This window comes from Pseudomonas sp. NFIX10, from assembly GCF_900111955.1.
Lineage (GTDB): Bacteria > Pseudomonadota > Gammaproteobacteria > Pseudomonadales > Pseudomonadaceae > Aquipseudomonas > Aquipseudomonas fluorescens_AA.
In genome coordinates this window covers 24,053-49,690 of record NZ_FOKH01000003.1, presented here as the reverse complement: position 1 = coordinate 49,690, position 25,638 = coordinate 24,053, and the positions used below count along the sequence as shown (strand labels likewise).

General features: G+C 61.2%; 28 protein-coding genes and 1 pseudogene. 19 read left to right on the top strand and 10 right to left on the bottom strand.

All coding sequences use genetic code 11. The annotated features are described in order from the left end of the window. Positions 1 to 105: 105 nt before the first annotated feature. The 3 genes from BM321_RS03720 (at position 106) to rarD (ending at position 3,655) form a co-directional block, all read left to right on the top strand. A complete protein-coding gene (locus tag BM321_RS03720; RefSeq protein WP_092441561.1) occupies positions 106 to 1,416 on the top strand; it encodes an MFS transporter in 1,311 nt (436 codons plus the stop codon). Between the two features lie 195 nt (positions 1,417 to 1,611). Then, the gene (locus BM321_RS03715) at positions 1,612 to 2,625 is read left to right on the top strand and encodes an aldo/keto reductase (RefSeq protein ID WP_092441560.1); all 1,014 of its coding nucleotides are present in this window, start codon (positions 1,612 to 1,614) and stop codon (positions 2,623 to 2,625) included. Between the two features lie 145 nt (positions 2,626 to 2,770). Beyond that, positions 2,771 to 3,655: an EamA family transporter RarD gene (gene rarD / locus BM321_RS03705; protein WP_092441558.1), complete on the top strand. Its 885-nt coding sequence runs from the start codon at positions 2,771 to 2,773 to the stop codon at positions 3,653 to 3,655. A 176-nt stretch (positions 3,656 to 3,831) separates the two neighbouring features. On the opposite strand, the gene hppD is transcribed toward rarD, so the two are convergent. Next, complete coding sequence (gene hppD / locus BM321_RS03700) at positions 3,832 to 4,908, bottom strand: 4-hydroxyphenylpyruvate dioxygenase (RefSeq protein ID WP_092441557.1); 1,077 nt, start codon at positions 4,906 to 4,908, stop codon at positions 3,832 to 3,834. Positions 4,909 to 5,198: 290 nt separating this feature from the next. Further along, a pseudogene (locus BM321_RS29420) lies at positions 5,199 to 5,330 on the bottom strand (EamA/RhaT family transporter); the annotation flags it as partial. Between the two features lie 153 nt (positions 5,331 to 5,483). Here BM321_RS29420 and BM321_RS03690 point away from each other — a divergent pair. Both BM321_RS03690 and BM321_RS03685 read left to right on the top strand, forming a co-directional pair. Further along, complete coding sequence (locus tag BM321_RS03690; RefSeq protein ID WP_092441555.1) at positions 5,484 to 7,028, top strand: EAL domain-containing protein; 1,545 nt, start codon at positions 5,484 to 5,486, stop codon at positions 7,026 to 7,028. Between the two features lie 224 nt (positions 7,029 to 7,252). After that, positions 7,253 to 7,618 carry a histone-like nucleoid-structuring protein, MvaT/MvaU family gene (locus tag BM321_RS03685; protein ID WP_092328055.1) on the top strand — a complete coding sequence of 122 codons (366 nt, stop codon included), beginning with the start codon at positions 7,253 to 7,255 and terminating at the stop codon, positions 7,616 to 7,618. A gap of 109 nt (positions 7,619 to 7,727) precedes the next feature. Here the strand turns inward: BM321_RS03685 and BM321_RS03680 are convergent, their stop codons facing one another. Next, positions 7,728 to 8,264 carry a DUF4946 domain-containing protein gene (locus tag BM321_RS03680; RefSeq protein ID WP_092441554.1) on the bottom strand — a complete coding sequence of 179 codons (537 nt, stop codon included), beginning with the start codon at positions 8,262 to 8,264 and terminating at the stop codon, positions 7,728 to 7,730. 195 nt (positions 8,265 to 8,459) lie between these two features. Between BM321_RS03680 and gloA the strand changes: the two genes are divergently transcribed. Further along, entirely contained in the window at positions 8,460 to 8,981 is a 522-nt protein-coding gene (gene gloA, locus BM321_RS03675; RefSeq protein WP_092441553.1) for a lactoylglutathione lyase, read from the top strand. Positions 8,982 to 9,156: 175 nt separating this feature from the next. On the opposite strand, the gene ahpF is transcribed toward gloA, so the two are convergent. The 4 genes from ahpF to galU all read right to left on the bottom strand — a co-directional run bounded on the left by ahpF (position 9,157) and on the right by galU (position 14,135). Next, the gene (gene ahpF, locus BM321_RS03670) at positions 9,157 to 10,719 is read right to left on the bottom strand and encodes an alkyl hydroperoxide reductase subunit F (protein WP_092441552.1); all 1,563 of its coding nucleotides are present in this window, start codon (positions 10,717 to 10,719) and stop codon (positions 9,157 to 9,159) included. Positions 10,720 to 10,842: 123 nt separating this feature from the next. Next, a complete protein-coding gene (ahpC, locus tag BM321_RS03665) occupies positions 10,843 to 11,406 on the bottom strand; it encodes an alkyl hydroperoxide reductase subunit C (protein WP_092441551.1) in 564 nt (187 codons plus the stop codon). Between the two features lie 241 nt (positions 11,407 to 11,647). After that, the gene (gene gorA / locus BM321_RS03660; protein ID WP_092441550.1) at positions 11,648 to 13,003 is read right to left on the bottom strand and encodes a glutathione-disulfide reductase; all 1,356 of its coding nucleotides are present in this window, start codon (positions 13,001 to 13,003) and stop codon (positions 11,648 to 11,650) included. Between the two features lie 292 nt (positions 13,004 to 13,295). After that, positions 13,296 to 14,135, bottom strand: a complete 840-nt coding sequence (gene galU / locus BM321_RS03655; RefSeq protein WP_003182953.1) for a UTP--glucose-1-phosphate uridylyltransferase GalU — start codon at positions 14,133 to 14,135, stop codon at positions 13,296 to 13,298. A 234-nt stretch (positions 14,136 to 14,369) separates the two neighbouring features. Between galU and BM321_RS03650 the strand changes: the two genes are divergently transcribed. After that, the gene (locus tag BM321_RS03650) at positions 14,370 to 14,582 is read left to right on the top strand and encodes a hypothetical protein (RefSeq protein WP_072411522.1); all 213 of its coding nucleotides are present in this window, start codon (positions 14,370 to 14,372) and stop codon (positions 14,580 to 14,582) included. 115 nt (positions 14,583 to 14,697) lie between these two features. Then, a complete protein-coding gene (locus tag BM321_RS03645) occupies positions 14,698 to 14,979 on the top strand; it encodes a hypothetical protein (protein ID WP_092196633.1) in 282 nt (93 codons plus the stop codon). 30 nt (positions 14,980 to 15,009) lie between these two features. On the opposite strand, the gene BM321_RS03640 is transcribed toward BM321_RS03645, so the two are convergent. Both BM321_RS03640 and BM321_RS03635 read right to left on the bottom strand, forming a co-directional pair. Beyond that, on the bottom strand, positions 15,010 to 15,240 hold the full coding sequence (locus BM321_RS03640; RefSeq protein ID WP_072411518.1) for a hypothetical protein: 231 nt from the start codon (positions 15,238 to 15,240) through the stop codon (positions 15,010 to 15,012). 108 nt (positions 15,241 to 15,348) lie between these two features. Next, the gene (locus tag BM321_RS03635; RefSeq protein ID WP_092328063.1) at positions 15,349 to 15,699 is read right to left on the bottom strand and encodes a hypothetical protein; all 351 of its coding nucleotides are present in this window, start codon (positions 15,697 to 15,699) and stop codon (positions 15,349 to 15,351) included. Positions 15,700 to 15,901: 202 nt separating this feature from the next. On the opposite strand from BM321_RS03635, the gene BM321_RS03630 reads away from it, so the two are divergent. From BM321_RS03630 to ada, 5 genes are all read left to right on the top strand, one after another. Then, positions 15,902 to 16,204 carry a DUF1883 domain-containing protein gene (locus BM321_RS03630; RefSeq protein ID WP_003182962.1) on the top strand — a complete coding sequence of 101 codons (303 nt, stop codon included), beginning with the start codon at positions 15,902 to 15,904 and terminating at the stop codon, positions 16,202 to 16,204. 28 nt (positions 16,205 to 16,232) lie between these two features. Further along, complete coding sequence (locus BM321_RS30390) at positions 16,233 to 16,403, top strand: hypothetical protein (protein WP_092441549.1); 171 nt, start codon at positions 16,233 to 16,235, stop codon at positions 16,401 to 16,403. Positions 16,404 to 16,701: 298 nt separating this feature from the next. Beyond that, entirely contained in the window at positions 16,702 to 17,430 is a 729-nt protein-coding gene (locus BM321_RS03620) for a 2OG-Fe(II) oxygenase (protein WP_092328066.1), read from the top strand. Further along, positions 17,417 to 18,097 carry a DNA oxidative demethylase AlkB gene (alkB, locus tag BM321_RS03615; RefSeq protein ID WP_092441548.1) on the top strand — a complete coding sequence of 227 codons (681 nt, stop codon included), beginning with the start codon at positions 17,417 to 17,419 and terminating at the stop codon, positions 18,095 to 18,097. Before BM321_RS03620 ends, alkB begins: the two co-directional genes overlap by 14 nt. 87 nt (positions 18,098 to 18,184) lie before the next feature. After that, positions 18,185 to 19,258: a bifunctional DNA-binding transcriptional regulator/O6-methylguanine-DNA methyltransferase Ada gene (gene ada, locus BM321_RS03610; RefSeq protein ID WP_092328069.1), complete on the top strand. Its 1,074-nt coding sequence runs from the start codon at positions 18,185 to 18,187 to the stop codon at positions 19,256 to 19,258. On the opposite strand, the gene BM321_RS03605 is transcribed toward ada, so the two are convergent. Further along, positions 19,222 to 19,710 (bottom strand): GyrI-like domain-containing protein, encoded by a 489-nt coding sequence (locus BM321_RS03605; RefSeq protein ID WP_092441547.1) that lies wholly within the window; start codon positions 19,708 to 19,710, stop codon positions 19,222 to 19,224. The two genes, ada and BM321_RS03605, sit on opposite strands and share 37 nt — an antisense overlap. A gap of 148 nt (positions 19,711 to 19,858) precedes the next feature. Here BM321_RS03605 and BM321_RS03600 point away from each other — a divergent pair, with 148 nt between their 5' ends. From BM321_RS03600 to BM321_RS03570, 6 genes are all read left to right on the top strand, one after another. Beyond that, positions 19,859 to 20,932, top strand: a complete 1,074-nt coding sequence (locus BM321_RS03600) for an NAD(P)H-dependent flavin oxidoreductase (RefSeq protein ID WP_092441546.1) — start codon at positions 19,859 to 19,861, stop codon at positions 20,930 to 20,932. A 224-nt stretch (positions 20,933 to 21,156) separates the two neighbouring features. Then, on the top strand, positions 21,157 to 21,909 hold the full coding sequence (gene modA, locus BM321_RS03595; protein ID WP_092441545.1) for a molybdate ABC transporter substrate-binding protein: 753 nt from the start codon (positions 21,157 to 21,159) through the stop codon (positions 21,907 to 21,909). Continuing rightward, positions 21,910 to 22,590: a molybdate ABC transporter permease subunit gene (modB, locus tag BM321_RS03590; RefSeq protein ID WP_092441544.1), complete on the top strand. Its 681-nt coding sequence runs from the start codon at positions 21,910 to 21,912 to the stop codon at positions 22,588 to 22,590. Positions 22,591 to 22,593: 3 nt separating this feature from the next. Then, positions 22,594 to 23,673, top strand: coding sequence for a molybdenum ABC transporter ATP-binding protein (modC, locus tag BM321_RS03585; protein ID WP_092441543.1), 1,080 nt, complete (start codon positions 22,594 to 22,596; stop codon positions 23,671 to 23,673). Positions 23,674 to 23,863: 190 nt separating this feature from the next. Further along, positions 23,864 to 24,919 carry a DNA topoisomerase IB gene (locus tag BM321_RS03575; protein ID WP_092441541.1) on the top strand — a complete coding sequence of 352 codons (1,056 nt, stop codon included), beginning with the start codon at positions 23,864 to 23,866 and terminating at the stop codon, positions 24,917 to 24,919. Positions 24,920 to 25,034: 115 nt separating this feature from the next. After that, a complete protein-coding gene (locus BM321_RS03570) occupies positions 25,035 to 25,598 on the top strand; it encodes an ATP-dependent Clp protease proteolytic subunit (protein ID WP_092328079.1) in 564 nt (187 codons plus the stop codon). The last annotated feature ends 40 nt before the right edge of the window (positions 25,599 to 25,638 follow it).

The following is a 25,638-nucleotide window of genomic DNA, read 5'->3' as shown; positions in this document are numbered from 1 at the left end:
CTGTGCTCAAGCACAAAGACACCGGACCTTGGGCTGGCCGAGACTCAAGGGGCGGTCAACGTTACCCCCTGGCTCGCAAAAATCATAATAAAGAGAGACCTCGCCATGTCCCAGAGCGCAGCAGCCCTCCTGGCTACCCACGACGAAAAGAATACCGTCTACAAGCGCATCACCCTGCGTTTGATCCCCTTCATCTTCATCTGCTACCTGTTCAACTACCTCGACCGGGTCAACGTTGGCTTCGCCAAGCTGCAGATGCTCGATGCCTTGAAATTCAGTGAAACCGTGTACGGTCTCGGCGCCGGGATTTTCTTCATCGGCTACGTGCTGTGTGGCGTACCGAGCAACCTGGCCCTGACCCGGTTCGGCCCCCGGCGCTGGATCGCATTGATGATGATCACCTGGGGCACGCTGTCGACCTGCCTGCTGTTCGTCACCACCCCCACTCAGTTCTATACCCTGCGGTTGTTCACGGGTGCGGCCGAAGCCGGATTCTTTCCTGGCGTGGTGCTGTACCTCTCGCAATGGTTCCCGACATTCCGTCGCGGCCGGATCATGGCGTTGTTCATGTCGGCCATCCCGGTGTCCGGCCTGTTGGGCAGCCCGTTTTCCGGGTGGATCTTCAACCACTTCGCCGCGGGCCAGGGCGGCCTGGCGGGATGGCAGTGGATGTTTCTGCTGCAAGGCATCCCGACGGTGATTCTCGGCGCTCTGGCGTTCTTCCTGCTCAGCGACACCTTCGCCAACGCCAAATGGTTGACCGCCGAGGAACGCGCCGTGCTCACCGCCGACCATGCCGAAGACCTGGCCAACAAGCCAAAAAACGCCACCGATTCGTTGCTCGCGGTGTTCAAGAACCCGGCGATCTGGGCCTTCGGCCTGGTGTACTTCTGCATCCAGAGCGGCGTTTATGCGATCAACTTCTGGCTGCCGTCGATCATCAAGAACCTGGGTTTCAGCGATAACCTGGTGATTGGCTGGCTGAGTGCGATCCCTTACCTGCTGGCAGCGGTGTTCATGTTGCTGGTGGGCCGCTCGGCGGACCTGCACAAGGAGCGTCGCTGGCACTTGGTGGTGCCGATGCTGATGGGCGCGACCGGGCTGCTGATTGCCGTCAACTTCGCCACCACCCCGGCCATCGCCATCATCGGCCTGTCCATTGCCACCATGGGTGCCCTCACCGGCCTGCCGATGTTCTGGCCGGTGCCCACCGCCCTGCTCAGCGCCGGAGCCGCCGCCGGTGGCTTGGCCTTGATCAATTCCATGGGTCAGATGGCCGGTTTCCTCAGCCCGTACCTGGTGGGTTGGGTCAAGGACGCCACCGGCTCGACCGACGCGGCGTTGTACCTGCTCGCCGGGGTGATCGTGTGTGGCAGCCTGCTGGCGCTGCGTATGACCCGCACCCTGCGCACCTGACGCCCATTTTTCCCTGTGGGAGCGAGCTTGCTCGCGATAACGCCGGATCAGTCGGCATTGATGTTGACTGTTCGACCGCTATCGCGAGCAAGCTCGCTCCCACAGGGATTCAGCGGTGTTTGATAAATCTGTTTGATCCGCGCGGTGGTTCTGGGGTTTGATTGAGCCTTTCTCCATGGATAAAAGGATCTTGTCATGAGCTACCGCACGCTAGGCCATTCCGGGTTGCAAGTCTCGACGTTGACCCTGGGCACGATGATGTTCGGCGAACAGACCAGCACCGAGGATTCGCTGCGGATCATCGACAAGGCCTGGGACCAGGGCATCAACTTCATCGACACCGCGGACGTCTACACCCACGGTCGCTCCGAGGAAATCGTCGGCGAGGCGATCGCCCGTCACCGCCACGAATGGGTGCTGGCCACCAAGGTCGGCTTCGGCCCTCCGGATGGCGTGCCCAACCGCAGCGGCCTGAGCCGCAAGCACCTGTTCAATGGCATCGAGGCCAGCCTGACGCGCCTGGGCACCGATTACCTGGACATCTATTACCTGCACCGCGAAGACCACAACACCCCGCTGCACGTCACCGTGTCGACCGTCGGCGACTTGATTCGCCAGGGCAAGATCCGCTACTGGGGCCTGTCGAACTACCGTGGCTGGCGCATCGCCGAAGTGATCCGGATCGCCGACAGCCTGGGCATCGACCGACCGGTGATCAGCCAACCGCTGTACAACATCGTCAACCGCCAGGCGGAAACCGAGCAGATCACCGCGGCGCAGCACTATGGCCTTGGCGTGGTGCCGTTCAGCCCGCTGGCCCGCGGCGTGCTCAGCGGCAAGTACGCGCCGGATGTGGCACCGGACGCCAACAGCCGTGCCGGGCGCCAGGACAAACGCATCCTGGAAACCGAATGGCGGGTCGAGTCCCTGCGCATTGCCCAGCAGATCCTGCAATACACCCAGGGCCGGGGCGTGGGCATCGTCGAGTTCGCCATCGCCTGGGTGCTGAACAACAGCGCCGTGACCTCGGCCATCGTCGGGCCGCGCACCGAGGAGCAGTGGGATTCGTACATCAAGGCGCAGGCGGTGAAGATCAGCGCGGAAGATGAAGCCTTCATCGATTCGCTGGTGACGCCGGGGCATGCGTCGACGCCGGGGTTCAATGATGTGAGTCATTTCGTGTCGGGGCGAGTTCCGCGTACGTCATAATCATTCATCGAACAAGAACGTGGCGAGGGAGCTTGCTCCCGCTGGGCCGCGCAGCGGCCCCTTCAGTTGCGGCCGCTGCGCAGCCGAGCGGGAGCAAGCTCCCTCGCCACAACGGTGTTCCTGCCCATCAAAATAAGAGGCCTCAGTGTCCAAAGGCATCGCTCTATCGGTCTCGGCCTCTGCGCTGTTCGCCGTCATGTACTACTACACCTCGCTGCTCTCACCGTTGACCGGCCTGGAGATTTTCGGCTGGCGCATGCTGCTGACGATGCCATGCATGACCGTGTTCATGTTGATGGTACGGGAGTGGCACCTGGTCACGGCGCTGCTCCGCCGCCTGATCGCCATGCCACGGCTATTGATCGCGGCAATCGTCTCTTCGGCCCTGATGGGCGCGCAGCTGTGGCTGTTCATGTGGGCGCCGCTCAATGGCTACAGCCTGGACGTGTCGCTGGGGTACTTCCTGCTGCCGCTGTCGATGGTCCTGACCGGGCGCATCGTCTATGGCGAGCGCCTGTCCTACCTGCAGAAAGTCGCCGTGTTCTTCGCCACCCTTGGCGTGTTCAACGAGTTGTACCAGGTGGGTGGTTTTTCCTGGGCAACCTTGCTGGTGGTGATCGGCTACCCGATCTATTTCATCCTGCGCAAACGCATCAAGACCGACAACCTCGGCGGGCTCTGGCTGGACATGACCCTAATGCTGCCCGTGGCGCTGTGGTTCGTGCAAAGCGGTGAACAGGGTTTCAACGTGTTCGATCAATACCCGCGGCTGTCGCTGCTGATCCCGTTGCTCGGGGTGATCAGCGTCAGCGCGCTGGTGTCCTACATCGTTGCCAGCCGGCTGCTGCCGTTCAGCCTGTTCGGCTTGTTGAGTTACGTCGAACCGGTCCTGCTGCTGGGCGTTGCGCTGCTGTTGGGCGAAAGCATCAAGGCCGCTGAATGGCTGACCTACATCCCCATCTGGATGGCCGTGGCAGTGTTGGTGTTCGAAGGCTTCAAGCACCTGGTGCGGCAGCGGCGCAGGGCTTGAGGCCAACGCGAGCCCTGTGGGAGCGAGCTTGCTCGCGATGGCGTCTGATCAGCCAATATCGATACAAGCTGACCCACCGCTATCGCGAGCAAGCTCGCTCCCACAGGAGGTCTGCGTCGTTCAATAAAAAGCCCGCCCGACATCACTGCCGGGCGGGCTTTTTCATGGATCAGGTGTTAATCGGTGGCCAGCACGCCCCGACGCACCTGGTCGCGTTCGATGGACTCGAACAGCGCCTTGAAGTTGCCTTCGCCAAAGCCGTCGTCGCCCTTGCGCTGGATGAATTCGAAAAACACCGGCCCCATCAGGGTTTCCGAGAAGATCTGCAGCAGCAGGCGCTTGTCACCCTGCTCGGAAGCACCATCGAGCAAAATGCCCCGCGATTGCAATTCATTCACCGGTTCGCCGTGGTTCGGCAGGCGGCCTTCGAGCATTTCGTAGTAGGTGTCCGGCGGCGCGGTCATGAAACGCATGCCGATGCTTTTCAAGTGGTCCCAGGTCTTGATCAGGTCATCGGTGAGGAAGGCCACGTGCTGGATGCCCTCGCCGTTGAACTGCATCAGGAACTCTTCGATTTGCCCGGCGCCCTTGGACGACTCTTCGTTCAACGGGATGCGGATCATGCCATCCGGGGCGGTCATGGCCTTGGAGGTCAGGCCGGTGTATTCGCCCTTGATGTCGAAGTAACGGATCTCGCGGAAGTTGAACAACTTCTCGTAGAAGCCGGCCCAGTAGGCCATGCGCCCGCGGTAGACGTTGTGGGTCAGGTGATCGATGATTTTCAGGCCCGCGCCCACCGGGTTGCGGTCCACGCCTTCGAGGAACACGAAATCGATGTCATAGATCGAGCTGCCTTCGCCAAAACGGTCGATCAGGTACAGCGGCGCGCCGCCGATGCCCTTGATGGCCGGCAGGTTCAGCTCCATCGGGCCGGTCTCGATGTGGATTGGCTGGGCGCCGAGTTCCAGGGCGCGCTTGTAGGCCAGTTGCGAATCCTTGACCCGGAACGCCATGCCGCACACCGATGGGCCGTGCTCGGCGGCAAAGTACGACGCCACGCTGTGGGGTTCGTTGTTGAGGATCAGGTTGATCGCGCCCTGGCGATACAGGTGCACATCCTTGGAGCGGTGGGTAGCCACCTTGGTGAAGCCCATGATCTCGAAGATCGGCTCCAGGGTGTTGGGGGTCGGGGATGCGAATTCAATGAATTCGAAGCCCATCAGGCCCATGGGGTTTTCGTATAGATCTGCCATGTCGGCGCCTCATCATTCTGGTCAATTAACAAAAAACGTTAGTTGCAGGCAATGCTGGGGACACGGGGCGGCGCGCAGGAAATGCCACGAACGCTGCGGGCGAGGAAATCGCCGTAGATCAGTTGAAACCCAAGTATCTTCATTGTCGACCCAAGGCTCTTGCGGGCGAGGCTTCTGCTGCCAGAAGACGTTATTCTTATATGCGTAAATCGATTCTACACAGCGTAACCGGATTTGTCCGCCTTCTGTATCAAATCGCCTTTTCCTTCGACCGCGCAAGGGGTTTGTTGCACAGGAAAATAGACATCGGCAAGGATCCGGCCGGCCACGAAGGTCCCGCCCCAGATCATGGTGACCATGGCGAGCTTCAGGTAGACCGGCAGGTCCGACGGAATCGGGACGGTTTGTTCGAGGGTTTTCATGGTTTCACACCGCACGCTAATGAGAACAACGCGAAACCTGTGGCGAGGGGGATTCATTGCGGGCCTGCCCACAGACAGGCAAGTCACCGACAGGCCATCTATCATGGTCGGCATCCGACGCTCCCCTCATCCCCTTTCCCTCAGGTTGTGCCGATGCCCTTGACCGCCACCCGCTCGCACACCCGGCCCCGTCGCTATCTGGTCACCCTGCTTTGCGGCCTGGTGCCGATCCTGTCGGGGCTGGTCATTTTGTACATGCAAGCCGAACGGACGCTGGCGCAACACACCCGGCAGACCGCCGAGGAGTCGGTCCGGCAGATCGAACTGATGCTCGACAACACCGCGTTGGCGGCCCGTGAACTATTGCCCCTGGCCGGCCAGCCCTGCGAAGCGGTGAAGCTGGCCTTGCGCGAACAGGTGACGCGCCGGCCCTTCGTCCGCTCGACCAACCTGATCTGGGACAACAACCTCTATTGCAGCTCGCTGTTCGGGGCCTTCGAGGAACGCGTCAACCCGAGCGACTATCACCAAGGCACGCTGTGGCTCCTGGACGGCAACCCGGTGACCCCGGACACCGCGTTGCTGATCTACCGGCTCAATGAAGGCCGGCAAGGCGCCTTGGCCACCCTTGACGGGTATCACCTGGCCAACGTCCTGCGCCTGATCGGCCGCCAGGCCCGGCTGCGGCTGCAAGTCGGGCCGAATTGGCTGGCGGCGGACGGCAAGGTCCGGCCAGCGCCCTTGCCCGGGTCGCCGGTGGCCCAGACCGAACTGGGTTCAGCGCGCTACGCCTTCAATGTGGAAGCCGGATTCGACGAGGGTGAAACCTGGCGCTACATGGCCAGGGAATATCCGCCGCTGTTCAGCCTGCTGATTTTCTTCGGCGTTGTGGCCGGGACACTCGGACACTGGCTGCAACAGCGCGCCTCGTCTCCCAGCCGTGAATTGCAACGGGCGCTGGAAGCCGGCGAGTTCGTGCCCTACCTGCAACCAGTCGTGCACAGCGACAGTAAACGCTGGGCCGGCGTCGAGGTGCTGATGCGCTGGAACCATCCCAAGGAAGGCCTGGTCCGCCCGGATCTGTTCATCCCCTTCGCCGAACACAGTGGCGTGATCGTGCCGATGACCCGTGCGCTGATGCAGCAAACCATGCATCTGCTGGTGCCGCTTGCGCCTCGACTCGAAGCGCCGTTTCATGTCGGTATCAACATCACCGCCCGCCACTGCCAGGATCTGGCGCTGGTGGACGAATGCCGCGAGTTCCTCAATGCCTTCGTGCCGGGAGCAATGACCCTGGTGCTGGAGTTGACCGAGCGCGAGCTGATCGAACCGACAGCCGTGACCCGACAACTGTTCGACCAACTGAGGGATTTGGGCGTCAAGATCGCCCTCGACGATTTCGGCACCGGTCATTCCAGCCTGGCGTACTTGCGCCAGTTCAACGTGGACTTCCTGAAGATCGACCAGAGTTTTGTCGCGATGATCGGTGCCGACGCCCTGTCGCGCCACCTCCTCGATAGCATCATCGAACTGTCGGGCAAGTTGGGCCTGGATATGGTTGCCGAGGGCGTCGAAACCGTCGAACAAAGCGACTACCTGAGCACCCATGGGGTGAACTTTCTACAAGGCTATCTATTTGGCCGACCGATGAGCGGGCAGGCATTCGTCGAGACCTTGACCGGCACTAATGGCAGTTAACTGCCGTCGATCTATTGACGATGTCCTGCCAATTGATAAAAGCGTTTGCTGTTGTTACATAACGAAAAAGTTACGATTTACACTTTCTGGATTAACTACTACAATTTTTCTACCTGTGCCACATAACAGGAGAGAGTCATTAACACCGAGTCGCTTCAAGGCGCTTGGCTTATAGCTTTGTTTGCGGTTGGTATCAGCCAAATATTTTGATTGGAGTAATCATTTTGTCCAGACTCGCTGAATTTCGTGCAGCCGAAAAGGCCCTTCAAGAACAGCTCAAGCAGCTGGAATCGCTGAAGAACGATGCCGGGCTCAAGAAGGAAATCGAATTCGAGGAAAAGCTCCAGGGACTGATGAAAACCTACGGCAAGAACCTGCGCGACATCGTCGCGATCCTCGATCCGAACCCATCCAAGGCGAGCCTGCAATCGACCAAGCCCACCAAGACACGCCGCGCGCGCGTGGTAAAGGTTTACCAGAACCCGCACACCGGCGAACTGATCGAGACCAAGGGCGGCAATCACCGCGGCCTGAAAGCCTGGAAAGAACAGTACGGTGCAAAGACCGTCGATTCTTGGCTGCGTGGTTGACAGTGCGTGGTTGACAACCCCCCAAGACGCAAAAAAGCCCTGAACACTCAGGGCTTTTTTATGGGCAGGACTTTAGGATTAAACCCATTGGCGTATTACGCTGAAGACGTCATAGTTTCAAACTGTTTCGCACCGACTGTATTTCATCCTGGCTTTCAACAAACACCTGCGCCTGCCCTGCATAGGACAGCACATAAGCCTTGCCCTCATTTAGTGCCGCGACGAGTGCCTGAGACAATACATGTCGTCCGTTTTGCGTGATCGTGCAAGTGGTTTCCAATGCAGTTACACCGCCCAACATTGAGGCATGGACCTTAGTGCATACACTTTGGTAACCCCCTTGGAAAAAATCCTTCTGGATTGACTTGCGCATTTCCAACAATACGCCTTGCAAGTTGACCTGATGATCGGGCTCGACGGGGGTGGTGGTCAGTTCCATGACCATCACGGCGTTGCCTGCGGGATCACTTTTGGTTGCCCGTTGGCGCAGGGTTCCGGGTGGCGCCGAGGCCGATGCGTCTGCCGGCAGCGGTTCGACGACCCAGCCCTGGGGCCACAGGATCTGCGGTTCGTCGGCCTGGACACCACCGACACTCGCAACACTGGCAAACAGCAGGACAAACAGCGAAAGGAACGGTCGAATCATTGCGAGGCCACTCAAGGACGAATCGTAAAGTCTGAAGCCCGGGGCAGCACCAGGCAATAGCCACGTGTGGTTTGGCGATGCCGCGCCCCTTGCGTATCATGGGCGTACCTGCAAGGAAGCCGTCTGACGCAAGCCCAGGAACCGTCGCGACCACGCTTGCGATGCCGTTTGCCCCACTTATTTTCCGGAGGGCCCATGAGCCTGCACGAACTCAATACTTTCCCTGGCGTCACCGCACAACCTGACGCCGCCACGGCCAGGTTCGTCTTCAACCACACCATGCTGCGGGTCAAGGACATCACCAAGTCCCTGGATTTCTATACCCGCGTGCTGGGTTTCTCGCTGGTGGAAAAACGCGACTTCCCGGAAGCCGAATTCAGCCTGTACTTCCTGGCGCTGGTGGACAAGAACCAGATCCCGACGGACGCGGCGGCGCGTACCGAATGGATGAAATCGATCCCTGGCATCCTGGAACTGACCCACAACCACGGCACCGAAAGCGACCCGGCGTTCGCCTACCATAACGGCAACACCGACCCACGCGGTTTCGGCCACATCTGCATCTCGGTACCGGACATCGTCGCGGCCTGCGAGCGCTTCGAAGCACTGGGCTGCGACTTCCAGAAACGCCTGACCGATGGCCGCATGAAAAGCCTGGCCTTCATCAAGGACCCGGATGGCTACTGGGTCGAAATCATCCAACCTGCGCCGCTGTAAGCTGTACTGATGTCCATTGTGGGAGCGAGCTCGCTCGCGATGAGGGCAGCACATTCAGCATTGAGGCAAGCTGCCCCACCGCCATCGCGAGCAAGCTCGCTCCCACAGAATGATGGTCGATAAAAAACCCCATGAGCCATGGCCCCTGGGGTTTTGTCTTGCCGCTTTCGGCTGTTTATGCCGGCGCGGAGGTGCGGATCAGGTGGTCAAAGGCACTCAGCGAAGCCTTGGCGCCCTCGCCCACGGCGATCACGATCTGCTTGTACGGCACAGTGGTCACGTCACCGGCGGCGAACACGCCTGGGATCGAGGTTTCACCACGGGCATCGACGATAATCTCACCCCTCGGCGACAGCTCGACGGTGCCTTTGAGCCAATCGGTGTTGGGCAACAGGCCGATCTGCACGAAGATCCCTTCCAGCTCCACGTCCCGCACTTCACCGCTCGGACGGTCCTTGTAGCGCAAGCCATTGACCTTCTGGCCGTCCCCCGTCACTTCGGTGGTCTGGGCGTTGGTCACCACTGCCACGTTCGGCAGGCTGTGCAGCTTGCGCTGCAACACCGCGTCGGCACGCAATTGCACATCGAACTCCAGCAAGGTGACGTGGGCCACGATACCCGCCAGGTCGATCGCCGCCTCGACGCCGGAGTTACCACCGCCGATCACCGCCACGCGCTTGCCTTTGAACAACGGGCCGTCGCAGTGCGGGCAGTACGCCACGCCCTTGTTGCGATAGTGCTGCTCGCCCGGCACGTTCATTTCGCGCCAGCGGGCACCGGTCGCCAGGATCACGGTCTTGGCCTTGAGGCTCGCACCGCTGGCGAACTTGATTTCATGCAGGCTGCCGTCCTTGCCCGGCAGCAAGGCGTCGGCACGCTGCAGGTTCATGATGTCCACGTCGTACTGCTTGACGTGTTCTTCCAGGGCAACGGCCAGTTTCGGCCCTTCGGTTTCCTGGACCGAGATGAAGTTCTCGATGGCCATGGTGTCGAGCACCTGGCCGCCGAAACGTTCGGCCGCCACACCGGTGCGGATGCCTTTACGGGCCGCGTAGATCGCCGCCGAAGCGCCAGCCGGGCCGCCGCCGACCACCAGCACATCGAAAGCATCCTTGGCGCTGATTTTCTCAGCCTGGCGTTCGATGCCGCTGGTGTCGATCTTGGCGAGAATCTCTTCCAGGCCCATGCGGCCCTGGCCGAAGTTCACGCCGTTCAGGTAAATGCTGGGCACGGCCATGATCTGGCGTTCATCGACTTCGGCCTGGAACAGCGCGCCGTCGATGGCGACGTGGCGAATGTTCGGGTTCAGCACCGCCATCAGGTTCAGCGCCTGGACCACGTCCGGACAGTTCTGGCACGACAGCGAGAAATACGTCTCGAAGTTGAACTCGCCTTCAAGGGCGCGAATCTGTTCGATGACCTCGACACTGGCCTTCGATGGGTGGCCGCCGACTTGCAGCAGGGCCAACACCAGCGAAGTGAATTCGTGGCCCATGGGGATGCCGGCAAAACGCAGGCTGATATCGGCGCCCGGGCGGTTCAACGAAAACGACGGCTTGCGCCCATCGGTACCGTTGTCGAGCAAGGTAATCTTGTCGGAAAGACTGGCAACGTCTTGGAGTAACGCGAGCATTTCCTGGGATTTCGCACCGTCATCGAGGGAGGCGACGATCTCGATCGGCTGGGTGACCCGTTCCAGGTATGACTTCAACTGAGCTTTAAGATTGGCGTCCAACATACGGGCGATTTCCATTTTGTGAATTCAGAAAAAAACAACGCCCGAGCGAATCTCGCCCGGGCGTTTTTGGGGCGAAGCGGCTTACTTGATTAAGAGCGGATCGCCCTCGGATGACTCACAGACTTAGATCTTGCCGACCAGGTCCAGGGACGGAGCCAGGGTGGCCTCGCCTTCTTTCCACTTGGCTGGGCAGACTTCGCCCGGGTGAGCGGCAACGTACTGAGCGGCCTTGATCTTGCGCAGCAGCTCGGAAGCGTCGCGGCCTACACCACCGTCGTTGATCTCGACGATCTTGATCTGGCCTTCAGGGTTGATCACGAAAGTACCGCGGTCAGCCAGGCCGACGTCTTCGATCAGCACGTCGAAGTTGCGGGAGATGACGTGGGTCGGGTCGCCGATCATGGTGTACTGGATCTTGCCGATGGCTGGCGAAGTGTTGTGCCAGGCAGCGTGAGCAAAGTGAGTGTCGGTGGAGACGCTGTAGATCTCGACACCCAACTTCTGGAATTCGGCGTAGTTGTCGGCCAGGTCTTCCAGCTCGGTTGGGCAAACGAAGGTGAAGTCGGCCGGATAGAAGAACACGACAGACCACTTGCCTTTCAGGTCGGCATCCGAGACTTCGACGAATGCGCCGTTTTTGAAAGCGGTAGCGTTGAACGGTTTAACTTGGCTGTTGATGATAGGCATCGATGTTTCTCCATCAGGGTTGAGAAGTTGATGGAGGGAATCTTAACCACTCATCCCCCGGCTGGCTCATTGGCAAACCTGATGTGAATGATTGGTTTTGGCTATCAGGAATCTATATAGATAGAAAAAATCTGTAGGTACTGGTGAAGGCTACGATCTTCCGCTTGGGACTCAAGTGTCTGGGGGAAAGATCGCAGCCTCGTTGCACTCGTCAGCTCCTACGCAACGGCTACGGGCCGCGTCAGGCGACGGGCGTACGCATCGTCACGAACTCTTCGGCGGCGGTCGGGTGCACGCCGATGGTCTCGTCGAAGTCGCGCTTGGTGGCACCGGCCTTGAGGGCGATGGCCAAGCCTTGGACGATTTCACCGGCATCCGGGCCGACCATGTGGCAACCCAGGACCTTGTCGGTCTGGGCATCCACCACCAGTTTCATCAGGGTGCGCTCCTGGCAATCAGTCAAGCTCAGCTTCATCGGCCGGAAACGGCTTTCGAAGATCTCGACCTCATGCCCCTCTTCCCTGGCCTGCTCCTCGGTCAGGCCCACCGTGCCGATGTTCGGCAGGCTGAACACGGCGGTGGGGATCATCCGGTAATCCACCAGTCGATATTGCTCGGGCTTGAACAGACGCCGCGCCACCGCCATGCCTTCGGCCAGGGCGACAGGGGTGAGCTGGACGCGACCGATCACGTCGCCAATGGCCAGGATCGACGGTTCGGTGGTCTCGTATTTTTCGTTGACCTTGACGAAACCCTTCTCGTCCACCGCGACGGTGGTGTTTTCCAGGCCGAGATTGTCGAGCATCGGTCGTCGGCCGGTGGCGTAGAACACACAATCGGTGATTAACGTTTGGCCATCCTTGAGCTCGACCCTCAGGCTGCCGTCGTCCAGTTTTTCGATGGATTTAATGTCGGCGTTGAATTGCAGGTCCAAGCCACGACGGGTCAGTTCTTCGGCCAGGTGCTTGCGCACCGCACCGTCGAAACCGCGCAGGAACAGTTCGCCGCGATACAGCAACGACGTCTGCGCGCCCATGCCGTGGAAGATCCCGGCGAACTCCACCGCAATGTAGCCACCGCCCACCACGATGACGCGCTTGGGCAGCTCCTTGAGAAAGAATGCCTCGTTGGAGCTGATGGCGTGCTCGCGCCCCGGAATGTCCGGGATCACCGGCCAGCCGCCGGTGGCGATCAGGATATGCCTGGCGGTGTGACGCTGGCCGTTGATCTCGACCTCATGGGGCCCGGTCAGCCTGGCGTGACCTTCGTGCAACGTGACGCCGCTGTTGACCAGCAGGTTGCGGTAGATGCCGTTGAGGCGATTGATCTCCTGGTCCTTGTTGGCGATCAGCGTGGCCCAGTCGAAACTCGCCTCGCCCGCCGTCCAGCCATAGGCCGACGCTTGCTCGAAGTCCTCGGCGTAATGCGCGCCATAGACCAGCAGTTTTTTCGGCACGCAGCCCACGTTGACGCAGGTCCCGCCCAGATAGCGACTTTCCGCCACGGCCACCTTTGCCCCAAAACCGGCGGCGAACCGCGCAGCCCGCACACCACCGGAACCGGCGCCAATCACATACAAGTCAAAATCATAGGCCATTTTCTATCTCCTTCGGCAGGTCATCAGCATACCTGCTGTTTTCACCTGAGGCAGCGTTGCGGTGGGTTATGGGGGCGGAAAACGAAAAAGCCAGCCGGGCTGGATTAAACGCAATTCCTGTGGGAGCGAACTTGCTCGCGATGGCGTCGGATCAGCAGCATTGATGTTGGCTGGCACACTGCGATCGCGAGCAAGCTCGCTCCCACAGGGGGTTTGCTTGTGTGCGAGAGACTTTCCCCGCGCAAAAAAACGCCCCGAACCAGTCGGGGCGTTTTTCAAGGCGCGGCGGCTATCAGTAAGCCTTGCCGGTCTTGTAGAAGTTCTCGAAGCAGAAGTTGGTCGCGTCGATGTAGCCTTCGGCGCCACCGCAGTCGAAACGCTTGCCCTTGAACTTGTAGGCCATGACGCAGCCGTTCTGGGCCTGTTTCATCAGGGCGTCGGTGATCTGGATTTCGCCGCCCTTGCCTGGCTCGGTCTGTTCGATCAGGTCGAAGATATCCGGGGTCAGGATGTAGCGACCGATGATCGCCAGGTTCGACGGTGCGTCTTCAGGCTTTGGTTTTTCAACCATGCTGTGCACACGGTAGATGTCGTCGCGGATCATTTCGCCGGCAATCACGCCGTACTTGTTGGTTTCCTGCGGATCGACTTCCTGGATCGCCACGATGGAGCAGCGGAACTGCTTGTACAGCTTGACCATCTGGGTCAGGACGCCGTCGCCTTCGAGGTTGACGCACAGGTCGTCCGCCAGGACCACGGCGAACGGTTCGTCGCCGATCAATGGGCGGCCGGTCAGGATCGCGTGGCCCAGGCCTTTCATTTCGGTCTGGCGGGTGTAGGAGAACGAGCACTCATCCAGCAGTTTGCGGATGCCGACCAGGTATTTTTCCTTGTCGGTGCCTTTGATCTGGTTTTCCAGCTCGTAGCTGATGTCGAAATGGTCTTCCAGCGCGCGTTTACCACGACCAGTCACGATGGAGATTTCAGTCAGGCCCGCATCGAGGGCTTCTTCGACGCCGTACTGGATCAGTGGCTTGTTCACCACCGGCAGCATTTCTTTGGGCATGGCTTTAGTCGCTGGCAGGAAGCGAGTACCGTAACCGGCTGCTGGGAACAAGCATTTCTTGATCATATAAGTCCTTGAAAAGGCGGTGTGTACGAGTTTCGGCGCAGTCTAATCAGGCGACGGGCACCTTACAATGCCCGCACTGGCCAACCGGTGCCATCATAGAGAAATAAAAAACGGCGGATAGTTCAATCGCCTTTCGTTTCGATGGCAGCAGCGGTCCACTGTACGCCAGTGAGCGCTGTTTGCGAGCATTTGACGTATCATGACGCCCTTGATCACGCCAATTGAGGCAGCTAGATGTCGGCAAGAAACGCAAACGGTTATTCGGTCAGCCAGGGCAAGGACGGCCAGTGGTGGATTATCAACTACCACGGCGAGCAGGTCGCCGGTCCCTTGCCTAGCAAGGCCATGGCAGTGGAAGTGGCTGCGGTATTCCAGGACGAACGCGCTGCCCCAGCGACGAATGAACGCGAAAGCGCCCCCGCACGCAGCCCCCGCCGCAAGAAATAAACAGACCGGCCTCTAGTAAATGCCACCCGGGCATCGAATGAGGCCGGTTTCGCTGTACCGCAATGGCCATTCGCTATAATCTCGCCGTTGCCCTTTCCTCCTCGATGACGATCCCATGAAGACACTTCTGGCGCTGTTTACAGTCCTGGCCCTGGCGGGCTGTGCCTCGGCCGAAAAAACCTATCTCGATAATGGCGAGCAGGGCTTGACCATCGACTGCTCGGGCGAGGCCAATTCCTGGGCGACCTGCTATGAAAAGGCCGATGCGTCCTGTGCCGGCACCGGCTACCGCATCGTCGGCACCGACGGCACGCCCCAGGCCAAGGAAAGCGAGAAGACCCTGGGCGTCGACGTCGGCAACTTCAGCAGCCGCAGTGTCGTGGTGGTCTGTAAATAAGCGAGTGTCCTGTATCTACGATACAGGACACTAGATGTGGATCTCGGCGGTCTTGATGCCCAGCCCGCGTATGGTCTCGATCAGGTCATCGAGTTGGCTGAAGGACTCGACTTCGTCCTGCTCATCCACCAGGAAAAAACTGCGCCCTGCGCTTTTCTTGAAGAACACCACCCATTCGCCCGGGTTCGCCGGGTTCTGAATCACGTGGGTGGCGTAAATAAGGCCTTCTGCATGGCGCTCGCGCACCTGCTCGCGTTTCATCGACTGACTCCATGAATGACAATGCCGCCAACGTTGACCGTGGCGGCATTTTTTGTCGAGGGCACCAGTCTAGCCGATGGCCGCCCGCTCGTCAGGCGCTGACGGTGCTCAGCCGGAAATACAGGCGTTGGCCGCATCCTGCACGTCGCCCGGACGCACCGGCACGTTGGACATGCTTTCGTGCAGCTTGATGCTGCTGCCACTGGAACGCTCGTCAATGTCGAACACCGCCGCCGGCAAGGACGACAGTTTGCCCGGCACGATCAGCCGCACGCCGCTCTTGTGCGGCTCCATTTGCAGCGAGCCACGGCTGCTGGCCAGCTTGTCGGCAACGCACTTGGCATATTCGTGTGGTTTCTTTCCGGAGATGACGCTCATGGTGGGAGGCGTCTGATTGATGTCCGATACCGATGCACATCCACTCATGGCCAATGCCAACACCCACACGCTGCGCTTCATATGTTTCCTCCAATAAAGATCCTCCGACAGTGCAGACGCCGTTTTGCTCCGGCGCCGAACCGCTTTTTTTCCCCGCCACCTGCGATAAATGAACAAAGCCTGGAGCGCGAGCCGGATATTAACACTCGAGGCTGATAAACTGCGCCTCATTGCCCTTTGCTATCGTTTTGATTTTGTAGAAAAAGCCCTTCTGGAGGCGCCCATGAAATTCATTCACCAGCGCGAGCACCTGAACGAAGACGACATTGTCGTCATCGAATGCTCCCAAATGTGCAACATCCGTTTGATGAACGACGCCAACTTCCGCAGCTTCAAGAACGGCGGCCGGCACACCTATCACGGTGGCGCGTTCGACACGTTCCCGGCCAGGATCACAGCGCCGAGCACCGGTTTCTGGAACATCACCATCGACACCGTCAACCGCCGTGCAATCAGCGTCACGCGCAAGCCGACCCTGACCCACAAGATCAAAATCATCCGGCGTTCCAGCTCGAAACTGAGCTGAGCATCGCCCTTTCAAGAAAGGCAAAACCGTGGCCCAGACGACCAAATATGTCATCAAGTACAAGCTAAACGGCGAACGCCGCTTCGAATTCGCGCAGATGGAAACCGGCACCGAGGAAGAAGCCCGGGCCGCGTTGCAAAAGCTGCATGGCGAAACCGACGATGTAATCAGCGACGTCAGTGTCAGTAAAGCGCTGTAAAGACTCACCCTGATAAATTTTGTGGCATCAAGGCGGCACAATGCTTTTGTGGCGAGGGAGCTTGCTCCCGCTGGGCGGCGAAGCCGCCCCATTGTCTGGTGCATTCTTGCAGGCAGACCGCGCTGGCAGGTTTTACGACTGCTGCGCAGTCGAGCGGGAGCAAGCTCCCTCGCCACAGAGGATTCGTCGTGCCTGCTGACGGGAGCGACTCAAGACATTGATGCATCGCAAGAACCGGAGTGTTGACCAACGAAGCACTCCCCAGACTGATCAATCCTTTGCACCAAGGATTGTCATCATGCCCACCCCCCCGCATCTGCCCTCACTGACCCAACGAATAAATCACCTGGATGGGTCGGCCCTGGAACACAGCCTCGAGCAGGACGGCAGCGCGCTCATCCGCAACCTGCTGCCCGCCACGCAATGTCGAATGCTCAGCGGTTTATACGCAGAGAGCGGGCTTTTTCGTTCTCGGGTGATCATGGCCCGCCACGGATTCGGGCGCGGCGAGTATCAGTATTTCCGCTATCCGCTACCGGACCTCATCCAACAGCTGCGTCAGGCGTTGTACCCAATGCTGGTGCCGCTGGCGAACCGCTGGAACGAATGCATGGGCCTTGAAGGGCGATATCCCGACCAGCACGCCGACTTCATCCAACGCTGTCACGCTGCGGGACAATCGCGTCCGACGCCCTTATTGCTGCAATACGGTCCGCAGGACTACAACTGCCTGCACCAGGATCTGTATGGCGAGCAAGTGTTCCCCTTGCAGGTCGCGATCCTGTTGTCGGAACCGGGCCAGGACTTTACCGGCGGCGAGTTTGTCCTCACTGAACAGCGCCCGCGCATGCAGTCGCGGCCCCAGGTCATCGATCTGAAACAGGGCGACGCCGTGGTATTTGCCGTGCACCAACGGCCAGTCAAAGGCGTTCGCGGTTATTATCGGGTGAACATGCGCCATGGCGTCAGCCGCGTGCACAGCGGCAGACGGCACACCCTGGGAATCATTTTTCATGATGCGCAGTAACGACACACCGATCACATTGGACCTGTTCGCCGACCAGGCGCCCACCACGTCCGGCCAGATCGAACAGATTGGCCAACAATCCTTCGTGCTGCGTGGGTTCGCCTTGCCCTGGCTCGACCGTTTGCTGCCGGCGCTGGAAAGCGTCCTGCAGGCTGCGCCGTTCCGGCAGATGGTCACGCCCGGTGGCTTTACCATGTCGGTGGCCTTGAGCAGTTGCGGCGCCCTGGGCTGGACCACCGACCGCAGCGGCTATCGCTACACCGCCCATGACCCGCAGACCGGCCACCCCTGGCCCGACATGCCGGCGGTGTTTCGCGAACTGGCCCAGGCCGCCGCCCGGCAGGCGCAGTTCGAGCACTTCGAACCCGACAGCTGCCTGATCAACCGCTACGTGCCTGGCGCGCGGATGTCGCTGCACCAGGACAAGGACGAACGCTCCCTCGCCGCGCCCATCGTCTCGATCTCCCTGGGCTTGCCAGCGGTGTTCCAGTTCGGCGGCTTCGAGCGCAGCGACAAGAGCCTGCGCATCCCGCTGCTCCATGGTGACATCGTGGTCTGGGGCGGCGTGGACCGGTTGCGTTACCACGGCGTGTTGCCGCTCAAGGAAGGACAACACCCGCGCCTGGGGGCCCAGCGGATCAACCTGACGTTTCGCACCGCCGGATGAAGGTGCAGAATTCAACCGCAAGACCCGGAGTGTCGCCACGTGGATGGCTCGCTACTGTAGGCAAAACGGGCCAATGGGATAACGACCATGAACAACACTTCGAACAATCTTGCCCCTGAACTGGATCCCCGCTGGGCCGCCGTGCTCGCCCGGGATCCGCGCGCCGATGGGCAATTCGTCTATGGCGTGAAAACCACCGGCATCTATTGCCACCCCAGCAGCCTGTCGCGCCTGCCCAACCCGCGCAACGTCGAATTCTTCGACACGCCGGAACAGGCCCAGGCCGCCGGCTACCGGCCCAGCAAGCGCGTGGCCCGGGACCAGACCCAGATCGCCGCCCAACAAGCGGCCCGAGTCGCGGCGGCCTGCCGGCAGATCGAGGCGGCCGAGGAACTGCCAGGCCTGAATGAGCTGGCAGCAAGCGCCGGCTTGAGCCCCTTCCATTTTCATCGGGTCTTCAAGGCCGTCACCGGCCTGACGCCCAAGGGTTACGCCGCCGCCCATCGTTCACGCAAGGTACGCGCACGCCTGGCCGATGGCGGCACGATCACCGAAGCGCTGTACGACGCCGGTTTCAACTCCAACAGCCGCTTCTATGAAGCCGCCGACAAAGTGTTGGGCATGAAGCCTACGGACTACCGCGCCGCCGGGCAGAACACCGACATCCGTTTCGCCGTCGGCCAATGCTCCCTCGGGGCGATCCTGGTGGCGCAAAGCGAGCGTGGCGTGTGCGCGATCCTGCTGGGAGACGACCCCGACGCGCTGGTGCGGGACCTGCAGGACAAATTCCGCCGGGCCAACCTCATTGGCGCCGACCGGGAATTCGAGCAGTTGATTGCCCAAGTGGTGGGCTTTGTCGAAGCACCGGCCCTGGGCCTGGACCTGCCCTTGGACCTGCGCGGCACCGCCTTTCAGGAACGGGTCTGGCAAGCGTTGCGGGACATTCCCGCGGGCAGCACCGCCAGCTACGCCGAGATCGCCCAGCGCATCGGCATGCCCAAGGCCGTGCGCGCCGTGGCCCAAGCCTGCGGCGCTAACAGCCTGGCGGTGGCGATCCCTTGCCACCGGGTGGTGCGCAGCGACGGCAACCTGTCGGGCTATCGCTGGGGCGTGGAGCGCAAGCGTCAGTTGCTGGCGCTGGAGCGCTCGGCCGGGGACTGAACGCCGATGTAGATCGCCACCGAGTCGGGGCCGCTGTAGACCTCGAAATCGGTGGTGAAACGGCGCAGGGTTTGCGGGTTATCGGCGAAGTAGGCCCAGATCAGGCCCCAGGTCTGGATCACGCAATCGGGCATCGGCCCCTTGGCCGAAAACACCAGGTAATCCCCGCCCTCGATGTCCACGGCGGGGTAACCGGCGCTGGTCGCATCCACCTGTACGCCGGCCGTCACATCGAAGTAGCCGGTGGCGTCGGACTCGTAGTTGGAATACACCCCGTAGACGAACGACTCCGACTGCCGGGCCGGGATGCGGTCGAACAACCCTTCGTTGAAGAACTGCTGCCACATCGGGCCGATCTTCGCCGTGTCGGGCCGCTGCTCGTCAGTGTTGCGCGTACGCACCTGCAAACCGGCCACGGTGAAGGGTTCGACGGTCTTGAGTTTCACGTCCATGGGTCAGGCTCCTTGATGACTGAAGCCGCATGGTAACCCTCCCACCGACGGGATCAAGTTGCGGAGGGCGATTGAAAAACTCGACTGGCCCTCGCCGGCCCACACCTGCTAAAAACGCTGTTTCCTTCTGCCGTCGGAGACCCCGCACATGAGCCAGTGGCCAGACACTCGCCTTCTTGATCTGCTCGGTATCGAGCTGCCCATCATCCAGGGGCCGCTGGCCGGGGTGACCGGGCCGGCCATGGTGGTCGCCACCTGCAATGCCGGCGGGCTGGGTTCGATGCCGGCGGCGATGCTCGATGTCGAGCAGTTGCGCCAGGCGCTGACGACCATCAGCGAACAGACCGACAAGCCGTTCAACGTGAACTTTTTCTGTCACCAGCCGCCGGCCTTCGACGAACAGCGGGCCGAGACCTGGAAGCAACGGCTCAAGCCGTATTATCAGGAACTGGGCGTCGACTTCGACGCACCAACCCCGGTGTCCAACCGCACCCCCTTCGATGATGCCGCCTGCCGGGTGTTGGAGGAGATGCGTCCCAAGGTGGTCAGTTTCCACTTTGGCCTGCCGGAAAAATCCCTGCTGGACCGGGTAAAGGCCACCGGGGCGAAAATCCTTTCGTCGGCCACCACCGTCGAGGAAGCCATTTGGCTCGAACAGCATGGTTGCGACGCGATCATCGCCATGGGCTATGAAGCCGGGGGGCATCGCGGGATGTTCCTCAGCGACGACCTCAACACCCAGGTCGGCCTGTTTGCCTTGCTGCCGCAGGTGGTAGATGCGGTGAAGGTACCGGTGATCGCCACCGGCGGCATTGGCGATGCGCGCGGGATTGTCGCGGCATTCGCCCTGGGCGCCTCGGCGGTGCAACTGGGCAGCGCCTACCTGTTCACTCCCGAGGCGAAAATCAGCGCGTCCCATCACCGGGCGTTGCGCACGGCCAAGGAAAGCCAGACCGCCGTCACCAACCTGTTCACCGGCCGCCCGGCCCGGGGCATCGTCAACCGGGTGATGCGCGAAGTGGGCCCGATGAGCCCGCTCGCGCCGGCATTTCCCCTGGCGGGCGGCGCATTGATGCCGTTGCGCGCCAAGGGCGAAGCGGACTTCAGCAACCTCTGGGCCGGCCAGGCGTTTCCCTTGGGGCGCGAGCTGTCGAGCGCCGAACTGACCCGGCGGTTGGCTGAAGAGGCATTGGCCCGATTCAACAACCGTGGGCGGTCCTGACGGTCGTCATCGCCTGTCAGGCCGCCATCGCGAGCAAGCTCGCTCCCACAGGTCCGGTGGTGTGTCCGGATTTGCCGGTGCCCTTATCCCTTGTGGGAGCGAGCTTGCTCGCGATGGGGCCAGTCCTCGCCTTCTCGTTGCCCCGACAAAATGCCACGTTCCGTTTGTCGGCCATTCGCTATATATTCCGGTATATAGCGAACCTGCCCTCGGAGCCTCCACCTATGCGCCTCACCCGCTTCGCGCCGTTGCTGTTGATCCCGTTCCTGACTATTGGCGCCGTCCAGGCCGCCGAGGTGCAGGTGGCGGTCGCCGCCAATTTCACTGCGCCGATCCAGGCCATTGCCGCCGATTTCGAAAAAGACACCGGGCATAAACTGGTGGCGGCGTACGGCGCCACCGGGCAGTTCTACACGCAGATCAAGAATGGCGCGCCATTCGAGGTTTTCCTCGCCGCCGACGACACCACCCCGGCCAGGCTCGAAAGCGAAGGCGACACCGTCAAGGGCTCGCGCTTCACCTACGCTGTCGGCACCCTGGCGCTGTGGTCGGCCAAGGCCGGTTATATCGACAACCAGGGCCAGGTCCTCAAGCGCAACGACTTCCAACACCTGTCCATCGCCAACCCGAAAGCCGCGCCCTATGGCCTGGCCGCGACCCAGGTGCTGGACAAGCTGGGCTTGACCGACCAGGTCAAAAGCAAGCTCGTCGAAGGCCAGAACATCACCCAGGCCTACCAGTTCGTCTCCACCGGTAACGCCGAACTGGGCTTCGTCGCCTTGTCGCAAATCTACAAGGACGGCAAGGTCACCAGCGGTTCGGCGTGGATCGTCCCGGCCAAACTGCATGACCCGATCAGACAGGACGCGGTGATCCTCACCAAGGGCCGGGACAACCCCGCCGCCGTGGCCCTTGTGGATTACCTCAAGGGCCCGAAAGCCGCTGCCATCATCCAAGCCTACGGTTACCAACGCTAAATGCCCCTGACCAGCGCCGACTATGCCGCCATCTGGCTGACCCTGAAACTGGCGTCACTGACCACGGTGATCCTGCTGCTCGTCGGCACGCCCATCGCGTTGTGGCTGTCACGCACCCGCTCCCGGTTGCGCGGGCCGGTGGGGGCATTAGTGGCGTTGCCGTTGGTGCTGCCGCCCACGGTGATTGGCTTTTACCTGCTGCTGGCATTGGGGCCGAACGGCTGGATCGGCCAGCTCACACAGGTCCTCGGGTTGGGTACCCTCACCTTCAGCTTTACCGGGCTGGTGATCGGCTCGGTGATCTATTCCATGCCGTTTGTGGTGCAGCCGTTGCAAAACGCCTTCGCGGCCATCGGCAGTCGCCCCCTGGAAGTCGCCGCCACCCTGCGAGCAGGGCCCTGGGATACGTTTTTCAGCGTCATCCTGCCCCTGGCCCGTCCCGGTTTCATCACCGCGGCGATTCTGGGTTTCGCTCACACCGTCGGCGAATTCGGCGTGGTGCTGATGATCGGCGGCAACATCCCGGAGAAAACCCGGGTGGTGTCGGTGCAGATCTACGACCATGTCGAAGCCCTGGAGTATGCCCAGGCCCACTGGCTGGCGGCGGCGATGCTGGTGTTTTCATTCCTGGTGCTGCTGGCGTTGTATTCCAGCCGTCGAACCCGTGCCGGTTGGGGCTGATCGATGATCAACGTGCGTTTGCAACTCGACCACGGGACTTTTTCCCTGGACCTGGATGTGCAACTGCCAGGCCGTGGCGTGACCGCCCTGTATGGGCCTTCCGGATCCGGCAAGACCACTTGCCTGCGCTGCATTGCCGGGTTGGGGCGGCCGGGCCGGGGCTTTATCGAGGTCAACGGCCAAGTGTGGCAGGACAGCGTGCACGGTGTGTTCATGCCGCCCCACAAGCGGCCGGTGGGGTATGTGTTCCAGGAGGCCAGCCTGTTCGCCCATCTGTCGGTACGGGCCAACCTGGCGTTCGGCCTCAAGCGCATCGCGCCGGCACAACGGCGGGTGGACATGGACCAGGCCACCGATCTGCTGGGTATCGGGCACTTGCTCGAGCGCCAGCCGCACAACCTCTCCGGCGGCGAGCGCCAACGGGTGGGCATCGCCCGTGCCTTGCTCACCAGCCCGCGGCTGCTGCTGATGGATGAGCCGCTGGCGGCCCTCGATACCCGGCGCAAAAACGAAATCCTGCCCTACCTGCAACGACTCCACGATGAGCTGGACATCCCGGTGCTGTATGTCAGCCATTCCCAGGACGAAGTGGCGCGCCTGGCCGATCATATCGTGCTGCTCGACGCTGGCCGCGCGCAGGCCAGCGGCCCCATCGGCGAAACCCTGGCCCGGCTAGACCTGCCATTGGCCCTGGGGGATGACGCCGGGGTGGTGATCGAGGGCAAGGTCAGCAGCTATGACCCGGCGTATCAATTGCTGACCCTGAACCTGCCCGACAGCCAACTGACCGTGCGCGTGGCCCACACGTCCCTGGCCCTCGGCCAGCCGTTGCGCTTCAAGGTCCAGGCCCGGGACGTCAGCCTCAGCCTGGCGAACGATGCCCAGACCAGCATCCTCAACCGCCTGCCGGTCACAGTGGTCAGCGAACAGACCGCCGACAACGCCGCCCATGTGCTGGTCCGCCTGGAAGCCGCCGGTACTCCGCTGCTGGCGCGCATCACTCGCTATTCCCGCGACCAGTTGAACCTGCGGCCGGGGCTGGCGTTGTGGGCGCAGATCAAGGCGGTGGCAGTGTTGGCGTAGTCCCCTTGTGGGAGCGAGCTTGCTCGCGATGACGGCGGTACATCCAGCATTGATGCAAGCTGATTCATCGCTATCGCGAGCAAGCTCGCTCCCACAAGGGGTGCGGGCAACCGCAGAATCTTGGCACGACCGCAACGGGCTGCGGTCAATCGATCACAGGCCACCGGATTCGCTGCCAAGGACTTTCTTCATGCCCGACACCCTGCCGCCGGATGCACTGCCGGCCGACCTGCATTACGTCGACGACACCGCCCCCGGCATCACCCGCAAGAAATTGCGTGGCAAGTTCTGTTATTTCGACCCGCAGGGCCAGCGCATCACCGACGCGGCCGAGATCCAGCGCATCAACGCCCTGGCGGTGCCGCCGGCCTACACGGATGTGTGGATCTGCACCGACCCCCGAGGTCATCTCCAGGCCACCGGGCGCGATGCCCGCGGGCGCAAGCAGTACCGCTACCACGCGCGCTGGCGTGAGGTGCGCGATGCGGACAAGTATTCGCGGATGCTGGAATTCGGACGTGCCCTGCCGCGCCTGCGCAAACGCCTGGAAGAAATCCTCGCCACGCCCGGTTTCAGCCGCGACAAAGTCATGGCCACGGTCATCACCCTCCTGGACATGACCCTGATCCGCGTCGGCAACCCCCAATACGCTCGCGCCAATCGCTCCTACGGCCTGACGACCCTGCGCAACAAGCATGTGGAAGTCAACGGCAGTGCCATCGCCTTTCAGTTCCGCGGCAAAAGCGGCATCGAGCACCAGATCACCGTGAAGGACCGGCGCCTGGCGCGGATCATCAAGCGCTGCCAGGAGATTCCCGGGCAGAACCTGTTCCAGTACCTGGACGAACACGGCGAGCGCCACTCCATCAGTTCTTCGGACATCAACGCTTACCTCAAGACCCTGACCGGCGCCGACTTCACCGCCAAGGACTACCGCACCTGGGCCGGCAGCGCAGCCGCTCTGGCCGGGCTGCGGGCGCTGCGTTGGGAAACCGAGACCGAAGCCAAGAGACACGTCACCGAGATGGTCAAGCAGGTCTCCCGACAACTGGGCAACACACCGACCGTCTGTCGCAAATGCTATATCCACCCGGCGGTGGTGGAAGGCTTTCTGCTCGGTGCCCTGAAGGCACTGCCCAAACCCCGGGCCCGCAAAGGCCTCAGCGAAGAAGAAGCCGGATTGACGCTATTCTTGCAACGGATGACACAAGCCGCCGAGGCATGCGAACAGGCGCAATCGGCTTGACGCGATTCGCCCGTAACGAGCCAAGAAGGCGGAACATCGGCAGGCCACCGGACTCCCAATTTTACGGCACGACCACGTGCAGATTTAAAAAGGGTGAAATCGACAGGAGCTTCAGATGTCCGAACACATTGTCCATTTCCATTGCCAGATCGATCAGGGCACCACGGAACGCTTCCGGGACAATTGCCTGGAAGCCATTGAAAAAGGCGCCGACTCGCTGATGCTCAACCTCTCCACCGTCGGCGGCAGCACCAACTTCGGTTTTACGCTCTATACCTTCATCAAGTCCCTTCCAGTGCCGGTGCGGGCGGTCAACGCCGGCAACATCGAGTCGATGGGCATCATCATGTTCCTGGCCGCCAGCGACCGCACCACCACCCCGCACTCGAGGTTCCTGATTCATCCGATGAACTGGTATTTCGGCCAGAAATCCGTGGACCATTCACGCCTGCGTGAGTACCTGTCCAGCCTGGACAACGACGTGGCGCGGTACGTGGAGATCTACGTCAAGGAAACCGCTGGCGCCGCGACTCAATTGGATATCTTCAAGTGCCTGTGCGCCGAGGAACGGGTGATTCCGGCTGAAAATTCCCTGGCCTTTGGCATCGCCCATCGGGTCGAGCAAGTCGTGTTTCCTGTGGAGGCCAAGCACTGGAAAGTCAGCGGCGGTGAAGATTAAATAATGTCATTGATAAATAAAATGCTTATGGGCTTATCAA